The organism is Aminobacterium sp. UBA4834 (assembly GCF_002400205.1).
Taxonomy (GTDB): Bacteria; Synergistota; Synergistia; order Synergistales; family Aminobacteriaceae; genus Aminobacterium; species Aminobacterium mobile.
This window is the reverse complement of record NZ_DHFC01000006.1, coordinates 22,103-39,052: the sequence shown is the minus strand read 5'-3', so window position 1 is coordinate 39,052 and position 16,950 is coordinate 22,103. Positions and strand designations below refer to the sequence as shown.

At 44.0% G+C, this 16,950-nt stretch carries 14 protein-coding genes; 7 read left to right on the top strand and 7 right to left on the bottom strand.

What is annotated here, in order from left to right; genetic code table 11:
- Positions 1-26 precede the first annotated feature (26 nt).
- Entirely contained in the window at positions 27-407 is a 381-nt protein-coding gene (locus B3L97_RS02590; RefSeq protein WP_051461168.1) for a DUF6672 family protein, read from the top strand.
- Between the two features lie 117 nt (positions 408-524).
- Here B3L97_RS02590 and B3L97_RS02585 read toward each other — a convergent pair whose 3' ends face one another.
- The 5 genes from B3L97_RS02585 to B3L97_RS02565 form a co-directional block, all read right to left on the bottom strand.
- Positions 525-1,115: a nitroreductase family protein gene (locus tag B3L97_RS02585; RefSeq protein ID WP_286933701.1), complete on the bottom strand. Its 591-nt coding sequence runs from the start codon at positions 1,113-1,115 to the stop codon at positions 525-527.
- A gap of 28 nt (positions 1,116-1,143) precedes the next feature.
- Positions 1,144-2,511: a tRNA uridine-5-carboxymethylaminomethyl(34) synthesis GTPase MnmE gene (mnmE, locus tag B3L97_RS02580; protein ID WP_024822978.1), complete on the bottom strand. Its 1,368-nt coding sequence runs from the start codon at positions 2,509-2,511 to the stop codon at positions 1,144-1,146.
- Between the two features lie 114 nt (positions 2,512-2,625).
- Positions 2,626-3,831: a PLP-dependent aminotransferase family protein gene (locus B3L97_RS02575; protein WP_024822977.1), complete on the bottom strand. Its 1,206-nt coding sequence runs from the start codon at positions 3,829-3,831 to the stop codon at positions 2,626-2,628.
- A gap of 100 nt (positions 3,832-3,931) precedes the next feature.
- Positions 3,932-5,158, bottom strand: coding sequence for a PLP-dependent aminotransferase family protein (locus B3L97_RS02570; protein WP_024822976.1), 1,227 nt, complete (start codon positions 5,156-5,158; stop codon positions 3,932-3,934).
- Positions 5,159-5,348: 190 nt separating this feature from the next.
- Positions 5,349-5,969, bottom strand: coding sequence for a M48 family metallopeptidase (locus B3L97_RS02565; RefSeq protein WP_286933699.1), 621 nt, complete (start codon positions 5,967-5,969; stop codon positions 5,349-5,351).
- Positions 5,970-6,137: 168 nt separating this feature from the next.
- Between B3L97_RS02565 and B3L97_RS02560 the strand changes: the two genes are divergently transcribed.
- Positions 6,138-8,099 (top strand): transglycosylase SLT domain-containing protein, encoded by a 1,962-nt coding sequence (locus B3L97_RS02560; protein ID WP_286933695.1) that lies wholly within the window; start codon positions 6,138-6,140, stop codon positions 8,097-8,099.
- A 71-nt stretch (positions 8,100-8,170) separates the two neighbouring features.
- Here the strand turns inward: B3L97_RS02560 and B3L97_RS02555 are convergent, their stop codons facing one another.
- Both B3L97_RS02555 and B3L97_RS02550 read right to left on the bottom strand, forming a co-directional pair.
- Complete coding sequence (locus tag B3L97_RS02555; RefSeq protein WP_286933687.1) at positions 8,171-10,291, bottom strand: CDC48 family AAA ATPase; 2,121 nt, start codon at positions 10,289-10,291, stop codon at positions 8,171-8,173.
- 119 nt (positions 10,292-10,410) lie between these two features.
- Positions 10,411-11,622, bottom strand: a complete 1,212-nt coding sequence (locus tag B3L97_RS02550; RefSeq protein ID WP_024822972.1) for a pyridoxal phosphate-dependent aminotransferase — start codon at positions 11,620-11,622, stop codon at positions 10,411-10,413.
- Positions 11,623-11,787: 165 nt separating this feature from the next.
- Between B3L97_RS02550 and B3L97_RS02545 the strand changes: the two genes are divergently transcribed.
- The 5 genes from B3L97_RS02545 (at position 11,788) to B3L97_RS02525 (ending at position 16,900) form a co-directional block, all read left to right on the top strand.
- Positions 11,788-13,002 carry a 2,3-bisphosphoglycerate-independent phosphoglycerate mutase gene (locus tag B3L97_RS02545; protein ID WP_286933686.1) on the top strand — a complete coding sequence of 405 codons (1,215 nt, stop codon included), beginning with the start codon at positions 11,788-11,790 and terminating at the stop codon, positions 13,000-13,002.
- Between the two features lie 27 nt (positions 13,003-13,029).
- The gene (locus B3L97_RS02540; protein ID WP_024822970.1) at positions 13,030-14,043 is read left to right on the top strand and encodes a 3'-5' exoribonuclease YhaM family protein; all 1,014 of its coding nucleotides are present in this window, start codon (positions 13,030-13,032) and stop codon (positions 14,041-14,043) included.
- 6 nt (positions 14,044-14,049) lie between these two features.
- A complete protein-coding gene (locus tag B3L97_RS02535; protein WP_286933685.1) occupies positions 14,050-14,997 on the top strand; it encodes an RluA family pseudouridine synthase in 948 nt (315 codons plus the stop codon).
- A gap of 167 nt (positions 14,998-15,164) precedes the next feature.
- On the top strand, positions 15,165-15,362 hold the full coding sequence (locus tag B3L97_RS02530; RefSeq protein ID WP_286933683.1) for a hypothetical protein: 198 nt from the start codon (positions 15,165-15,167) through the stop codon (positions 15,360-15,362).
- A 257-nt stretch (positions 15,363-15,619) separates the two neighbouring features.
- Positions 15,620-16,900: a Glu/Leu/Phe/Val family dehydrogenase gene (locus B3L97_RS02525; protein ID WP_024822968.1), complete on the top strand. Its 1,281-nt coding sequence runs from the start codon at positions 15,620-15,622 to the stop codon at positions 16,898-16,900.
- Positions 16,901-16,950: the final 50 nt, after the last annotated feature.

Genomic DNA, 16,950 nt, shown 5'->3' with positions numbered 1-16,950 from the left:
ACGGAGAAGAGACGGGAGGCGTAATAATGAGGCGATTAACGGTTAATGTAGGGCTGATGGTAATTCTGGTGCTTTTTTCTTTCTTACTTTATAACGTGGGGAAAGGATATACGTTGCTTGTAGATAATAAGCCTATCACGATTGGAGAGCAGTCTTTTCAGCCCTATCCGTGGGTAAAAGTGTATATAAGCAGCGTGGATGAACCTGTAATGTTAAAGGCAGGGGGAAGAGATTCTGTTTTTGTAGTAGGGAAGGCACATAAAGTTCGTGTAGAAATTTTAGATGAAGGTAAAAACATTATAAGAGAGGTAGAACAGAAGTTTAAGCTTTCTCGAGATTCCGGTGATCTTTTAAGTATCCCTGCTCTTGGAGAAAATTACCCACAGTGGATTCAGAAACGTCAGTAACTTGTGTTTTTTAGGGCCTGGTTCATGTAGAACCAGGCCCTTTTATCTTTTATGATATGGATTCCCAGCTGGAGGAAAACAATAGGAGCCTGGAGGAGCGTACCTTTTCGTTCTTTATTATATAGATTTGCCCCACTCATCTACAAAAACAAAATCCTGAAGACTTTTTCTATATCGTGTTTCCAGCTCTTTCTGGCGTAGTTCCTCTGGCAAAGCGTCAGGAGAACCAGGGAATCCTACTGCAATAGCAGTAATGGGGTCAAAATCTGCAGGCACGTTATAAAGTTCTTTGACGCGAGAGGAAGAGAAACCCGCCATAGGATGAGCTGCCAGGCCGAGAGCGGTTGCTTGCAGAGCAATATTTTGAATAGCCATTCCTACGTCATGATATGCATGGCGATTTGTTTTTCCATTCAATGAAAAAGTTGTTCGAGCCAAAGCGATGATTAAAATAGGGGCTTTTTGAGCCCATATGCTATTTTGTTCAGCTAGACACGAGAGCATCTTGCGAAAAGACTCATGGTTATTTTTTATAGCTACAAGAAAAAACCAAGGCTGATCGTTATAACATGACGGTGCCCAACGTGCCGCTTCAAAAAGCGACAATATTTTATCTTTGGACGGAATTTCTTCTGTAAAAGAGCGTGGACTCCAACGTTCTCGAATCAAGTCATGTATAGGATAATTGGCGGAAGCGCTTTTCTTCATAATCTATTGCCCCTTTCCTCTGGCGTATCTATTTTCCTACACAAAATTCATTAAAAATTTTGTTCAGAAGAGCATCGTCTACAGAGAGACCGAGAAGACGCTCCATAGCTTGCCGACACTCAGAAAGACACAATGCTATTACATCATCTCCCAGTTTAGATTCTAACGCCTCTATCCCGCGCGCAAGCGAATCTATGGCTTTTCGGATCTCTCCGACTTGACGCGAGGAAGCATTGAGGCCTGAGGTTAATGTTCCCCCTCCTGCAATACGTGCAACAATAGCGTCTTTGAGAGATTCCAACCCCTCCTTTTTTTGTGCAGAGATAACAAATACGGGGCTCTCCGGCAGAATACCGTTGATTATTTCTTCTGTGACAACCATAGGTAAATCGGCTTTGTTTATGACTACAATATGGTCAGTAGCGGAAATTTTCTGTGCCAAAGACAGATCTACAGACGTAAGGGCTTCGCTTCCATCGATAACCCAGATCCGAATATCAGCCTCTTTCATCGCTTGTTCTGCTCGAGCGACTCCTATAGCTTCAACTTCGTCTGTAGGCGCACCGATCCCTGCTGTATCTACTAAACGTATCGGAATGCCTCGGTATGTAAGAACTTCTTCGATGAGATCTCTCGTAGTTCCTGGAATGGCTGTTACTATCGCTCGAGATTCCTTCAACAGAGCATTAAGAAGAGACGATTTTCCTACATTGGGACGACCTACAAGGGCTACTCGTATTCCTTCTCTGAGGAGTAACCCTGTGTTGCAACGATCCAATAGATCTTCCAAGCTCTGACGTAACATCCAAAATCCTGATTCTGCGTCGTTACGGTCTATATAGGGAAGGTCTTCTTCAGGGAAATCCAATCCAACCTCAACGCTTGCGGAGAGCGAGAGCAGTTCGTTGTAGATATCATGGGCAAAGGTGGAAAGTTCTCCGCGAAGAGTGCGGGTTGCAGCCCTAAGAGCTTCTTCACTTTTTGAACGAATAATACCGAGAACAGCCTCTGCTTGCGAAAGGTCAATTTTCCCATTGAGGAAAGCGCGTTTTGTAAACTCTCCAGGTTCGGCTAGGCGAGCTCCTTTTTTAATGAGGTGCTCTAAACATTTTTGAGCAACCAAAGTGCCTCCATGGGTGGATATTTCTACCATTTCTTCCCCAGTGTAGCTTTTTGGAGACCTAAACCAGGAATAAAGCACCTGATCAATGCATACTCCTTTTTCATCGAGGAGATAGCCATTTCGCAAAAAACGAGGGGGTGTTTGTGCTAAAGGAATGAGGCCTTGAACTACTTCATCTGCTAAAATTCTAGAGTTTGGACCAGAAAGTCTCACGATAGCAATACCAGCCTCTCCCCAGGCAGTAGAGATTGCAGCGATGGTTTCTTCAGGCATAGTTACATAACCTCCCTTCGTTTTAAACGATCATAATATTTTCTATACGTATATTACAACAAAAAGGGCTGCTTCTTGTTAAGCAGCCCTTTTTTTAATCTTCCACTTTAGGTACTATAAAAGCTCTCTCACAGACACTCCGAGCCGACGTATCCCTTCATCGATCATATCTGGGGAAGGAAATGTGTAACAAAGCCGTAAGTGATGTGCCCCTCCTCCGTTGGGATAGAAAGGTTCTCCTTTTACAAAGGCTACATTTTTTTCTAGTGCCTTTTCGAAGAGGTCGTTCGATGATATATAGGGGGTTTCAACCCAATAGAAGAAACCACCAGCTGGAGTATGAAAAAAAGCGGTCTCTTCAGGTAGGTGGACGTTCAATGCGTCCTCCATGTAATCCCGTTTTTTTCTATAATGATCTACAATTCGAGGCAGGAAGGACTCTAAATATCCTAATCGGCAATATTCATAAACGAGAGCCTGAGCCACTACGCTCGTACATGTATCTACTCCTTGTTTAAAGACTGCCATTTTTCTAATAATGTCTTTATTGCCGCAACACCACGCTACTCGCGTTCCTGGCGCAAGAATTTTTGAAAAAGATCCAGCATAGATGACGAGGCCTGTCTTATCAAGAGAATAGAGAGGGGGTATATTTTCTCCCTCAAAACGGATATAACCGTAAGGATCATCCTCCAGAATGGCTATTTTGTATTTTTGAGCAATAGCTATCAGTTTTTTACGCCGCTCCAAGCTCATGGTAACACCGGAAGGATTATTGAAGTTGGGAATGGTATAAATATATTTAATGCGGTTCCCTTTTGCATGAGCTTTATCTATGATTTCAGGTAGTTTGTCTACTTCCATACCGTGGTTATCACAAGGGACACAAAGGAAACGAGCTCCATGATTATACATATCAATAGTGGCTCCCAGAAAAGTGGGCTCTTCTGTAATAACGTAATCTCCACGATTAATAGTAGAGAGGGTGAGAAGGTCTGTTGCTTGAATAGATCCAGAAGTTATAAGTATCTCTTCCATGGAGATTGTGCGTCCCAAACGGGGGGCGAGCCATTGAATTAGAAACTCCTTGAGGGGAGGATATCCTTCTGTAACCCCATATTGAAGAATATCTTTCCCATGCTTTCGGATAATGGACGAGGCTTCATAAAACTGTTCTATTGGAAAAATTTCTGGGTCGGGCATTCCACCTGCGAAAGAGATCATGCCAGGTTTTCTAATAATATGGAAGATGTCACGAATAGGAGAAGGTTTTATTTTTTGTGCTGCTTCACTATAGAGAGGTTCCCAAAAATTGTCCACGCTTGCAATTCCCTCCCTTGTCGTTCAAAAAGAGCCCGTTATGTTTTACACACGGGCTCTTTTTATCTATTCTTTTTTCTGGTAGCAGCGGAGTACACTCCTATGCTTCAACGGTTTGAACCAGTTCTTGCACTGCTACCGCCAACCTTTTAACTCCTTCCTCTATTACCTCTGGCGTAGGGAATGTGAAGCACAGTCGAGCGTTATGAATTCCACTTCCTGGGTTTGTGCAGAAAGGTTCTCCAACTACGAAAGCTACCTTCTTTTCGATAGCTTTTTTGAAGAGATCATGAGTATTGACCCCAGGGAAATGGAGCCAGTAAAAGAATCCTCCTTCAGGTTTAACCCACGATACCCCTAAAGGATCGAGATGGCGCTTGAAGCTTTCGTCCATAGCGTCTCGTTTAACGCGGTAGTTACCGATAATGACGGGTAAATGTTTATCGAGATAGCCATTGCGGCAATATTCGGCTACCAACGCTTGGGTAATGGTGCTAGTGCACAGGTCTGTAGCCTGTTTAAACACCGTCATTTTCCTTATAATATCTTTGGAACCGGCAACCCATCCTACACGACTGCCTGGCGATAGAATTTTGGAGAAAGAGCCAGCGTAGACAACTCCTCCCTGACTATCGAAAGAAAATATAGATGGGAGATGTTCTCCGTCATAACGCACATAACCGTAAGGGTCGTCTTCGAAGATAGGTATATTGTATTTATGAGAAAATTCCACAAGCTTTTTCCGCCTTGCAATTGACATGGTAGAGCCGCCAGGATTATGGAAATTAACGATAGTGTAAATGAACTTTATATTCTTTCCTTCTTTACGAGCTCTTTCTATGGCTTCCGGCAGCAGATCGACTTGCATACCGTTCCTATCCGTAGGAATGCCGATGAAGCGGGCTCCATGATTATAGAAAGTAGTGAGGGCAGCAAGGTATGAAGGATCTTCGGTGATGACATAATCGCCTCTGTCTACCATGGCCCAAGAGAAAAGGTCAAGAGCTTGTTGGGATCCAGTGGTAATAATCATTTCTTCTGTAGGAGACACAGCTCGCCCCATTCGCGGGGCGGTCCACTCTGCCAAAAATTCTTTCAAAGGGAGGTAGCCCTCTGTCGTCCCATATTGAAGGAGATTTTTACCATCATCTTTAAGAATGTGGACTCCTTCATAAAACTCATCAATCGGGAAAATCTCTGGAGCAGGCATTCCTCCTGCAAAAGAAATCATACCAGGTTGTTTGATAACAGAAAGCATCTCTCTAATAGGCGAAGGCCTTACGTTCACAGCATTGTAACTGAAATTTGCCTCCCAAATTTTGCTCACACATATCGCCTCCCCATTGGCGTTATAGAAAGTCAAACAAATCTAAAAACAAGGCCGTAAAATCCATAAATTGTAAACTACATTGATATAAACAAGAAAAAAGAAGACATGATAAGACAATTATAACATTGAAAAAAGCAAGAATATGCTCACTTTAGTGAAGAATAAAATATACATTTAGGCGAAGTTTTTATTTGCTGTATTTTGAAGCGGTTTCCCGTATATGTTGCAATCTCCGCTCTGTAGGAGGATGGGAGTTGAAGCCACTGGGCGATGTAGCATACCCTGCATCACGCATCTTTTCCAAGGCCTTAACTAGCCCCCAAGGGCTATATCCAACTTTAACAGCCAGATCCACCCCATAGTCATCTGCTTCTACTTCCTGTTCTCGGCTAAAACCAGATTCTGCAAGGCCGACACCAAGATTGGCAAGAATCTCGCCACTGGAGCCTTTGATATTCTTGAAAAGAAGGGTCCAGAGGAGATTGCGCCCTACCGTACTTCCATAATGATTCAGCTTGATATGGCCCGTCTCGTGGCCGAGAATTCCAGCTATTTCATCTTCTGTATCGAGAAGGTTCATTAGTCCTGATGTAACGTGGACGGAACGATTATCTCCAGAAAATTGAACCCAAGCATTGGGTTCTTTTTTATTTTCTATAGTAATAGGAGCTGTTTCCAGCCCAGCAGCCTTAGATATTCTTTCCCATGCCCGTTCAAGCTGTTGTGGAGATAGGGCAGCTTCTACAGCTCCAGCTGAGAGAGAAAGAATAAAAAGAAAGAGTACAAATTTTTTAAAGAAGCAACACATAATCTCGCCACCTTCTCTCTATTTTTTCTAGACTCATGCTAGCATAGAATATTCAGAGGCTCCAGAGTAAAAACAATGATCTTATTTGTAATTTATAAAATTTCAAGAGTATATATCATTCTTGTATAATAGAATATCCACACTCCGGAGTGGAAGGAGGAGAGTAGTTTGACAAGGAGATATCTTCGAACTTTGGCAATGGTGTTAGGAATCCTTTTACTGGTAAATGGAGCGGGAGTACTGGCCCTTTCCGCAGAAGAAAGACCTTCTCTGGATCAAGCCTTTTGGAATAGAGATTGGAAGTTACTCGATTCCCTCTATCAGCAGGGAGAGACGATTTCGCCGCGAGAGCTTTCTCTTGTGGCAAATGCTTTTTGGCTTCAAGGACGCTGGAAAGAAGCTTTAGATGTTTTGCAGAGAATAGGAAGCGAGCTCCCTGAAGAGCTGATTCCTTATAGAGATATGATGATTGTTTTGGCTCACGAACGTACGGGGAATATAGCTCAGGCATTACAGGCGGCTCATTCTCTCTACTCAAGGGCTCCGGAAGGCTTAAACTATTACGTAGCTTATGCTCTGTATCGCTTGACAGCAACAGATGAGGAGAAAAGGGGCTGGCTTGAAGCCATGTTGAAGCTTTCCACTAGCCAAGCTCAGACAGTCCAAACTCTGAACGAGCTTCTTTCCCTCCCAGGTGATAACGTGGCTTATGGATTACAGCTTGTACGTTTTGAGCCTCTCAACAAAAAAGCTTTTTCTGTCCTAGAAAAGAGCCCGGAACCTTGGAATGCAGCTGTGGCTGGAGCTGTCGGTTACGCAGCGTACTTAAAAGGGGATTACAAGAAAGCTATCTCCCTTTTTTTATCTGTTCCTCTAGATTCAGCAGAAGGGTTAAAATCCCGTTATTATCGAGCGATGTCTTGCTATCGGCTGGAGCGCTATAAAGAGGCGTTGGATTTATGGGAATGGTTAGCTATGAATGGGAAGGGGTATGCGGAATCCTCTATTCGTCGAATTGGTGTTTTAGCAGGGCGGGCAGAAGAAGAAAAAGCTATAGCTTCGTTACGTCGTATTGCAGATAGTGGCCCAGTTCCATTTCGATCCCAAGCACTATTTGCTCTTTTTACTGTCGCTGACGGGGATGTTAAGAAAAACTTAGAACAAGAACTTATAGAACGTTACCCTACGTCGGAAGGGGCGCGATCGATCCTTTGGGATCGAGCATGGGAAGCCTGGAAGAAAGAGAGGACGGAAGATGCTCTTGTAATATGGGAACAGCTTCTATCGGGCGGCGAGGGTGTGGGGAGAGAGCGTCTTTTGTACTGGACAGCTCGTGGATACGAAAAGGTAGGGGAAAAGAATAAAGCTGAGGAACGTTTTTATCAACTCCTCGCTGAATATCCTCTCTCTATTTATAGTTCTCTCGCCTCTCCAGGAGGGCCTTCTTTTAGTAACGAGATCCCTTCTGAACTCAATCGGTCGCAGGGTATTCTTGAAAAATGGGGTTTTGTTTTTTATGCCAAACTGAGCTTATTGAAGGAAGGGACTCCTTCCGCTATGTACAGAGCTGCAGTTTTATCAGAATGGCTTGGAGATGAAGCCGGTGCTTATAGCACCGTTTCTTCTTTGTCCTCTACGCTGCTCAAGAATGTACCTCTGCCGCGAGAGGGGATACGCTTTCTCTATCCTAGGCCCTTTAAAAATCTTGTGGAGTCTGCTTCTCAGCGTTTTGGCGTAGAGGGGAATCTTATTTGGGCTGTTATGCGACAGGAAAGTGCTTTTGATGCTGACGTGAATAGCTGGGTGGGAGCTGTCGGTCTTATGCAGCTTATGCCTGCGACAGGACAAGAAGAGGCTCGGCTTCTGGAGATGGGAAATGCAGATTTATGGGATCCAGCGACAAATATTTTGCTTGGTGCTTCTCACCTGGCTAGATTACAGAAGCGTTTCAGACGATTGGAGTGGGCGGTAGCAGCTTATAATGCAGGAAGTGGATCTGTAGGGAAGTGGATAAAAGAGGGAGAGGATCGCCCCTTTGATGAATGGATGGAAGATATTCCTTACAATGAAACAAGGAATTATGTAAGAAAAGTTATGGGGAACCTATTTATCTATAGGGTACTTTATTAGGCTTTACGTACGTTTGAAGCGGCAGAATAAAAACGAGATATTCTTGTATTTATCCTGCCGCTTTTCCTTGTCTAGTTCTTCCCTAAATGATCTCTTAAGAAAACAAAAGCTGCCTCAAAATGTTTGTTCTGTAAAAGGGGAACTCTCCACTTCTTGTTTTTTAGGTAATCTCGAATGGCCAGAGCAGAGGCTTTCCTACAAAGAAGAGCAATATCTCCTCCCGAGCGGCCTTCCGTTTGTATTGCTAATTTTTCTATTTTTACGTCTTTTGCTAAAGGTTTCTGGCGAAGGTGGATTTTGAAAATTTTTCCTCTAGCTTCCCTGTCTGGTAACGGTAGTTCTAAAACCACATCAAAACGGCCACTGCTAAGGAGAGCGGGGTCGATAAGATCGATCCTATTTGTTGTGGCCAGAACTGTGACGCTCTTTAATTCTTCTATGCCGCTCATTTCTGCCAGAAATTGGCTGATTACGCGTTCTGTAAAGCTGGCACCAGCACCGCTGTCTCGCCCTCGTATGGGAACGAGAGATTCAATTTCATCAAAATAGAGGATAGACGGAGAGGCTTGTTTGGCCTTTCTAAAAACATCCCGAATAGCCCGTTCGCTTTCACCTACATACTTTGACATGAGCGAGGGGCCTTTGACGGGAATAAAGTTAACTCCACTTTCATGGGCCAGCGCTCGAACAAGGAGGGTTTTCCCCGTACCGGAGGAGCCATAGAGCAAAATACCTTGTGGCGGCGTTATGTTAAACTTTTCATAGATTTCACTATATTTAAGTGGCCATTGTACAGCTTCAATAAGTTCTTCCTTAATCGTATCGAGTCCGCCAATATCGTCCCAAGTTACATCTGGAACCTCCACAAAAATTTCTCGAATCGCAGAAGGCTCTACTTCCTTCAGAGCATCGAGAAAATTTTCCATGGAGACATTCATGGAGAGCAGTAGGTCATAGGGAATTTGAGCTTTTTCATAATCTATACTTGGCAAGAGTTGCCGAAGGGATGCCATAGCGGCTTCTTTTGCCAAAGCTTCTAAATCCGCTCCTACAAAACCATGAGTAATTTCTGCAAGCCGGGGAAGATCTACATCTTGTGCCAGAGGCATGCCTCGAGTGTGAATTTGCAGTATTTCAAGCCGATCGTTCCGGTCCGGGATGGGGATGGCGATTTCTCTATCAAAACGTCCTGGTCTGCGCAATGCGGGATCAAGAGTGTTGGGAATATTGGTAGCCCCAATCACAATAACCTGCCCACGAGATTCAAGGCCGTCCATTAAGGCAAGAAGTTGAGCAACGACTCGCCTCTCTACTTGTTTTTCGCCCCCCATTTCCTCTCGTTTTGGGGCGATAGCATCGATTTCATCTATAAAAATAATAGCGGGGGAATGAGCCTGGGCTTCGTCAAAAACATTGCGAAGTCGTTCCTCACTTTCACCATAGAATTTCCCAATAATTTCAGGGCCTGAAATATGTGTAAAATAGACGTCTGTTTCATTGGCTACAGCTCGTGCGATCACTGTCTTCCCTGTTCCTGGAGGCCCGTACAGCAGCACACCTTTAGGAGGTTGTACTCCCAACCTATCGAAAACTTGGGGGAAACGGAGGGGGAGCTCAATCATTTCTCGCACTCTTTGAATCTGGGGACCAAGCCCACCTATATCCTCATAAGATATACGGCTTGCCTTTTGTAGGGAGGAAGATTGCTTTTCCACATTAACATATGTAGCAGTGCTAATAATCACAACACTGTCTGGCGTTGTGTCTGATACGAGAAAATCGCATGTTCTTGTCCCAAAAAGTGTTACCCGGATTCTGTCTCCTTTGAGGACGGGGAGGCCTTCCAACTGTGAACTAAGATAGATAGAGTCACGTTCTTTCTCAAGTAATGGAGTAGTGGTAAGAGGGCGGAGGGCAATACTTCCCGCAAAATGATGATCTGTTTTAAGCACTTTTATCTTTTCATCCAGACCGACATGGGCGTTTTCCCGGATAATGCCGTCAATCTGGATGATCTGTTGCCCCATATCGCTGGAATCGCAAGATAGAATTCTCACAGGAGTCTGACGTTTACCTTCTATAAGAACTATTTGTCCCTCAGAGATCCCATATTTTTTCATGTCTTGAGGATCCATTCGAGCAATACCATGACCTACATCTTTAGCTAAAGCCTCTTTGACCCGTAGTGACATTGGGATGACGCTCCCTTCAAATTCTCTAGATGGTAGCATCTATGCTATCATAAAGGCCCTTCCCGGAATACTATCCGAAAAGGGCCCTTATATTTTTTTAAGATATCGTTTTTTATCTCTTATTTAGCTGCTATTGATTCTATTTTGCCAGGATATGCCTCAAGGGCACCTTTCAAAATGTTCATAGCTTTTACAATATCTTCATTGTTCAACACGTAGGCGAGGCGAGCTTCATTCTTGCCAAGCCCGGGAGTAGCATAGAATCCTTCTCCCGGTGCTGCCATCATGGTTTCCCCGTTGATGTCGTAGTTTTGTAACATCCAGATAACGAATTTTTCAGCGTCGTCCACTGGCATTTTTACCATGACATAAAAGGCCCCTTTGGGCTGTTCGCATACTACACCGGGCATTTCTTTCAGAGCTTTATACAGCGTATCTCGTCTCGTTTGATATTCTTTGTTCACGTCTTCCAGATAAGAGACAGGGGTACTGTAAAGTGCTGTAGCACCTACTTGCTCAAGGGTTGGTACACAGAGTCTTCCCTGACAGAGTTTTAATATTTCCTTCATAAGATCAAGGTTTTTCGAAGCGATGCATCCAATGCGAGCTCCGCATGCACTATAGCGTTTCGATACAGAATCGACGATAATAACCCTATCTTCTATTTCTGGGAGATTGCCAAAACTGGTATATTTAAGGCCATCATAAACAAACTCCCTGTAGACCTCGTCAGCTATGATAAACAAGTTGTGTTTCTTGGCCAGCTCAGCTAGCATTTTCATCTCATCGAGAGTATAGATAGTTCCTGTAGGGTTCCCAGGATTTGAGATGAGAATACAACGTGTTCGAGGAGAGATAAGAGGCTCTATCTTCTCTCGTGGCGGGAGGTGAAATCCTTCCTCGGCTTTGGTGGTAATAGGTACCACATTGACACTTACGCATTGTGAAAAGGCATTGTAGTTGGCGTAGAAAGGTTCAGGAATCAGAATTTCGTCGCCAGGATCGCACGTAGCCATAATAGAGAACATAATGGCTTCACTACCCCCGTTAGTGACAAGAATATGATCCCGATCGAAATGAATATTGAAATTTTCATAGTATTTTCTCATAGCGTCGCGAAGTTCGTTGCTCCCTTGAGAGGTAGAATAGGCAATAACTTCTTGAGCGAAATTTTTAATCGCAGAGAGGAAAGAGGGAGGAGTTTTTATATCGGGTTGGCCTATGTTGAGGTGATACACCTTTTTGCCCTTGGTCTTTGCTTCATCAGCGTACGGAATCAATCTTCTGATAGGAGAAGATTGCATGGAAGTGATTCTTTTGGAAAACTTCATATAACAACGTCCCCCTTATGCGTATATTATGAAGCAAAATATCTTTTTGAATCATAACATAAGAGCCTGGAAACGTTAATGCTTTATCAAACATTAGGATAATATATTATTGCAAGAAAAATTTGAAATATATATAAATAAGCCCGATCTCATGGAGGTGTTAGCGTGGTGTCCCGTGCAGAACTGCTTCAATCGTTGGCAACAGAGAATGAAAAGAAAATTCTTTTGCTCGTCATGGATGGTCTTGGGGGTCTTCCAGGAGAAGTGGGATCGACAGAATTGGAAGAGGCTGTTACTCCTCTTATGAACCGTTTAGCGGCTGAAAGTGAAATGGGACTTCTTTCTATGGTAGATGTTGGAATTACGCCAGGAAGTGGTCCAGGCCATTTGGCTCTTTTTGGGTATGATCCTCTTACGTGGTCAATTGGACGGGGAATTCTCGAAGCTCTTGGTGTTGGAGCTCATGTAGGTGCTGGAGATGTTTGTGCCAGGGGGAATTTTTGTACAGTGGATCATGAAAAAAATATTATTGTGGATCGTAGAGCTGGCCGCATTCCCACGGAAAAAAGCGAGGAAATTATAAAAAAACTTCAGCAGGCTATTCATTCTATTGACGATGTGAAAGTAACGTTCTATCCGGGCAAAGAACATCGTTTTGTAGTTGTTTTTTCAGGTGAAGGCTTGTCTGAAGCTGTCCATGATGCAGATCCTCAAAAAGATGGTCACCCTATGCGCTGGGCCGTAGCTCAAAATGAAGAGGCAAAGAAAACAGAGAGAATTATCAATGGTTTTATTCGCCGTGTTTGGGAAGTATTAAAATCGGAGACTCCTGCTAATGGGTGCCTCCTAAGAGGTTTTTCCTCTGCGCCTCATCTCCCCTCTCTTTCTGAACTATACAAGATAAAACCAATAGCATTGGCCACATACCCCATGTATCGAGGTTTGGCTCGTCTTGTAGGCATGGATATTGGAGAGCCAGGAGAAACAATGGAAGAGCTTTTCCATTCTGTTGGCAGATACTGGTCAGAATATAATTTTTTCTATGTCCATGTGAAGTACACAGATAGTAGAGGAGAGGATGGTAACTTTGGTGAAAAGGTGAAGGTGATAGAGGAGGTAGACAGACTTCTTCCTAAAATCCTCGACTTGAAACCTGATGTATTAGCAATTACAGGTGACCATAGCACGCCATCGCGCCTCGCCGGCCATTCATGGCATGATGTTCCCGTTTTGCTTTGGAGCCCTTATGCCCGTCGAAGTGGAGCGTTGTTCTTTGGTGAGCGGAGCTGCGTCTCTGGAACTCTGGGGCGTTTGCCGGGAGAAAAACTTATGGGATTATTGTTAGCTCACAGCTTGAAATTAGAAAAATATGGAGCTTGATTGAGTTTCAGGATAGGAGGAGTTTGTGTGGCGGAAGTTGAATATCTTAAAACAGGAGCTGTTCGAAAGCTGCCTCGGGAGAGTAAATTTTATTGTCTTGGTGTCGTCAATAAAATAATATCGAAAAGAGACCGTAATGGGAAAACCTATTGGGAGCTATCCATTATGGATGAGGAAGGTGCCCTTGAGGGTAAAATCTGGGGGAATGCCCAATGGTGGGATCGACGTGTAGAACCTCAACAATCGATAGATCCCCTGACATGGGAACTGACCACCGATTTGGCTGGACACAGCATAGGTCTTTTAGGTCAAGTTGTGGAATTTCGAGGCCAGTCTCAATATAATTTTAACGCGGTTTTTTATGTGGACCAAGAGCGATATAAGCCCCACTCTTTTGTGCAGCGTTCTCCTTTCGAAGAAGAAGATATGGAGAAAGACTTTCGTGGGATGATAGAAACATGTACCTCTCCTATAAAAGATTTTTTAAACTTTGTTTTTAAGGGGGAGTTCTGGGAATGCTTCAAAGTTTGGCCTGCTGCTGTTTCTCACCATCACGCATATGTTTCTGGTTTGCTGGAACATACACTTGGAGTAGCTCGATTGGCTTGTTCCATGGCAGAGGCTAGCTCTCATTCTGGGTACGAAGTAAACCGAGATATTGTTATTGGCGGAGCGTTATTGCATGATATAGGGAAGTTAGATTCTTATAAACTCTCTCCAGCCCCCGAAATGACAGTTGAGGGAACTGTTATCGATCACATAGTTTTGGGATATAACCGGTTAGCTCGTCTTTTTGAAGAGTACAACCTTGATCAGCGGTATGCTTCGGCATTAGGGCATATTGTAGTGAGCCATCATGGAAGTAAGGAATTCGGTTCTCCCGTTGTCCCAGCTACTCCTGAGGCCATGATTGTTTCAGCGGCAGATGAGTTGGACTTTAAGCTGTATTGTTGGAGAGACGCTGTAGACCAGATTGATGATGGTAAAGAGATATCTGAGTGGAGCTATTCTGCTCAGCGCCGATTTTGGAAATGGGAGTAATAGCGCATGTCCTGCTCTTTTAAGGTTTCAGTTCATCAAGCGGGTCGAAGGCTCGATAAGGTTATTCGATCCCTTTGGCCTCGTCTTCCCTTGGGAGCCATGATGAAGGGGATACGAAAGGGCCTTGTACGGGTGGATGGCAAGAAAGTAGATTGCTCTTTCCACCTTGAAGAGGGGCAAACTGTTATTGTTCCTTGGGAGCCAGCAGAAAATATTCCTGCTCCAGCCCTTTCCCCTGTTTATGGAAAAGAACTCGAGATAGTGTATCAAGATGCCATGCTCATGGCTATTAACAAACCTGCTGGGTTATTAGTGCAACCAGATTGCCAAGGAGGGGACAGTGTAATTACTCGAGTATGGAATATTGTGGGGGAAAAAGCTGATTTTCGCCCTGCTGCTATCCATCGTATCGACAGAAACACATCTGGTTTAGTGATCATTGCTCTGCATGGACAGGCTCTTCGAGAGCTTCAGCGAGCGTTGAGGGATGACGATATAGCAAAATTTTATTTAGTAGCTGTTCGGGGAAAAACCCCTCATGAAGGAACTATAGACGCGCCATTGTTAAAAGATAGAGAGCATAATATTGTAACTGTCAATCCAGAGGGACAATCGGCCCTTACTCGTTATGTAAAAATCGCAGGGGATCAGGACTATTCTTTGCTTCAGGTAGAACTTATAACGGGACGATCTCACCAAATCAGAGTCCATCTGGCTTCTATCGGTCATCCTATAGTTGGAGATGTGAAATATGGCGATGGTGCGGTTAATGGAGAATGGCATCATCGTATTGGTCTTAATCACCCGTTGCTTCATGCGTGGAAAGTGCAGTTTAAACACGTATCCTCACCTCTGAAAGATCGGGAGGGGAAAATTTTTGTAGCCCCACCCGATGAACTTTTTTCTAAATTTCTTGAGAAGAGGGGTTGGCAGATATACCTTAAGGGGGTATAATGCTTTTAAGATAGAGGGAGTGGAGGTGTAGAGGCATGAGAGATTTAAAAATCGCCATATCTGATAAAGCATTTGAACGTTTGTCGAAGATGAGTGAAGCTTTCTTAATTGAAAGAAACGTAGGTGGTGGTTGAGCTGCTGTTCGTGCCGTTCTCGTAGAGAGTGGTATGCCGCCAGCGGATCAGGGATATACTTCCTATGATGTAAAGGGAGTAAAGTTATGGATTCCAGATTTCATGGAGTTCCAGAACGATGAGGTAAAAATAGAATTGAGAGGCTTCCTTTGGGCGTCGAACCTTGTTGTGGAATCAGCTCTCATCGGACATTCACGATCTAGTAGTTGTGGAAGTTGTCATTGCCATTAGGAAAATGAAGCTTTGAAAGAGGAAGAGGGTTAACCCTCTTCCTCTTTTTTATGTATAAAGAGCACAACATACAGTATAAAGTATTCCTTTTTCTGAATTATTGAGTTAATTCTGGGTATAAAGTACTATTTAACAAAATTGACGGTCTATTGTTGGGTGGTATGTAAAATTCGTGATATTATTGTAAATAAAGAGTTCTTAATGACGTTGGTTTGAATAATGGCGTGAACCGTTAGCTTGTAGGAGGTGTTTGTTTGATGTCCGTGGTTAAGCGTACGTCCTCTAATGTGCTCCTTGATACGGCCCTGAAAAACTTCTATGGTGCTGCCGAAGAGATGGGCCTCGAAGATGGGCTTGTTGAAATTCTGAGCCACTCTGAGCGTAAGGTTGCAGTCTCCATTCCTGTAGAAATGGATGATGGAACTATCAAGGTATTTGAAGGCTATCGCGTGCAACATTCTACGGCTGTTGGGCCAGCGAAGGGTGGAGTTCGATTCCATCCGGAAGTCTGCTTGGACGAGTGTGAAGCTCTTGCTATGATGATGACATGGAAATGTTCCCTCGCAGGTATTCCTTACGGCGGAGGGAAAGGTGGCGTTTGCTGTGATCCCCTCGAAATGTCGAAGAAGGAAAAAGAACGTGTAGCGAGAACCTATGCAGCTCGTATGGAGCCCTTCCTTGATGCCTGGACTGACGTTCCTGCTCCAGACGTGAATACAGGAGCTCCTGAGATGATTTGGTTCATGGACACCATCAGTAAAATGAGAGGCCGCTTAGAACCTGCTATTTTTACGGGTAAACCAGTGGGTCTCTGGGGATCGAAAGGTCGCACGGCAGCAACGGGATATGGTGTTGCTACGTGTGCTCTTGAGCTTTTCAAGGCTTTGAAGAAGGATGTAAAAGGCGCGACTTTCGCTATCCAGGGCTTTGGTAACGTTGGAACCTATGCCGCAAAGACTCTTCAGGATGCTGGCGGAAAAGTAGTTGGTATCAGCGATATTACAGGAACATATTATTGCAAAGACGGTATAGATATTGATAAGGCCATGCATCATGTGCAGAATGTCCATCCCAAGAAACTTCTTGAAGGCTATGAGCAGCCAGGCCTTGAGAAGATGGGACTTACTGACATCCTTTTCCTCGATGTAGATCTCTTTATTCCTGCAGCTCTTGAAGGCGTAATCAACGATAAAAACGCTGACAAAGTTAAGGCGCGATATATTGTTGAAGCTGCTAATGGTCCCTTAACTCCTGGTGCTGATGCTATCCTCGATGAGAAGGGCGTTTTGATTGTTCCAGATTTTCTTGCTAACTCAGGCGGAGTTATAGGCTCATACTTCGAGTGGGCTCAGAACCTCGGTGGATTCTTCTGGTCCATAGAAGAGTATAACGAACGTTTGATCCGAATCATGAAAGAGAATTTCAAAAAAGTTTGGGGTTACTCTGAGGAAAAGAACGTTAAAATGCGCCGGGCAGCCTTTATGGCAGCCATTCAGCGTGTAGCAGATGCTGCTCGCATGAGAGGAGTTTTTCTGTAAGTTTCTTGTAAGTTTGTCTTATTGTGCTGTGATTGGAAAGAGCGGGGCGA

Excerpts from the sequence above, each read along its gene's own strand:
- B3L97_RS02565 (WP_286933699.1), bottom strand. The coding sequence starts at position 5,969 with ATGTGTTGCTTCTTTAAAAAATTTGTACTCTTTCTTTTTATTCTTTCT.
- B3L97_RS02525 (WP_024822968.1), top strand. The coding sequence starts at position 15,620 with ATGTCCGTGGTTAAGCGTACGTCCTCTAATGTGCTCCTTGATACGGCC.
- B3L97_RS02530 (WP_286933683.1), top strand. The coding sequence starts at position 15,165 with ATGCCGCCAGCGGATCAGGGATATACTTCCTATGATGTAAAGGGAGTA.
- B3L97_RS02535 (WP_286933685.1), top strand. The coding sequence starts at position 14,050 with ATGTCCTGCTCTTTTAAGGTTTCAGTTCATCAAGCGGGTCGAAGGCTC.
- B3L97_RS02555 (WP_286933687.1), bottom strand. The coding sequence starts at position 10,291 with ATGTCACTACGGGTCAAAGAGGCTTTAGCTAAAGATGTAGGTCATGGT.
- B3L97_RS02590 (WP_051461168.1), top strand. The coding sequence starts at position 27 with ATGAGGCGATTAACGGTTAATGTAGGGCTGATGGTAATTCTGGTGCTT.
- mnmE (WP_024822978.1), bottom strand. The coding sequence starts at position 2,511 with ATGCCTGAAGAAACCATCGCTGCAATCTCTACTGCCTGGGGAGAGGCT.
- B3L97_RS02585 (WP_286933701.1), bottom strand. The coding sequence starts at position 1,115 with ATGAAGAAAAGCGCTTCCGCCAATTATCCTATACATGACTTGATTCGA.
- B3L97_RS02550 (WP_024822972.1), bottom strand. The coding sequence starts at position 11,622 with ATGAAGTTTTCCAAAAGAATCACTTCCATGCAATCTTCTCCTATCAGA.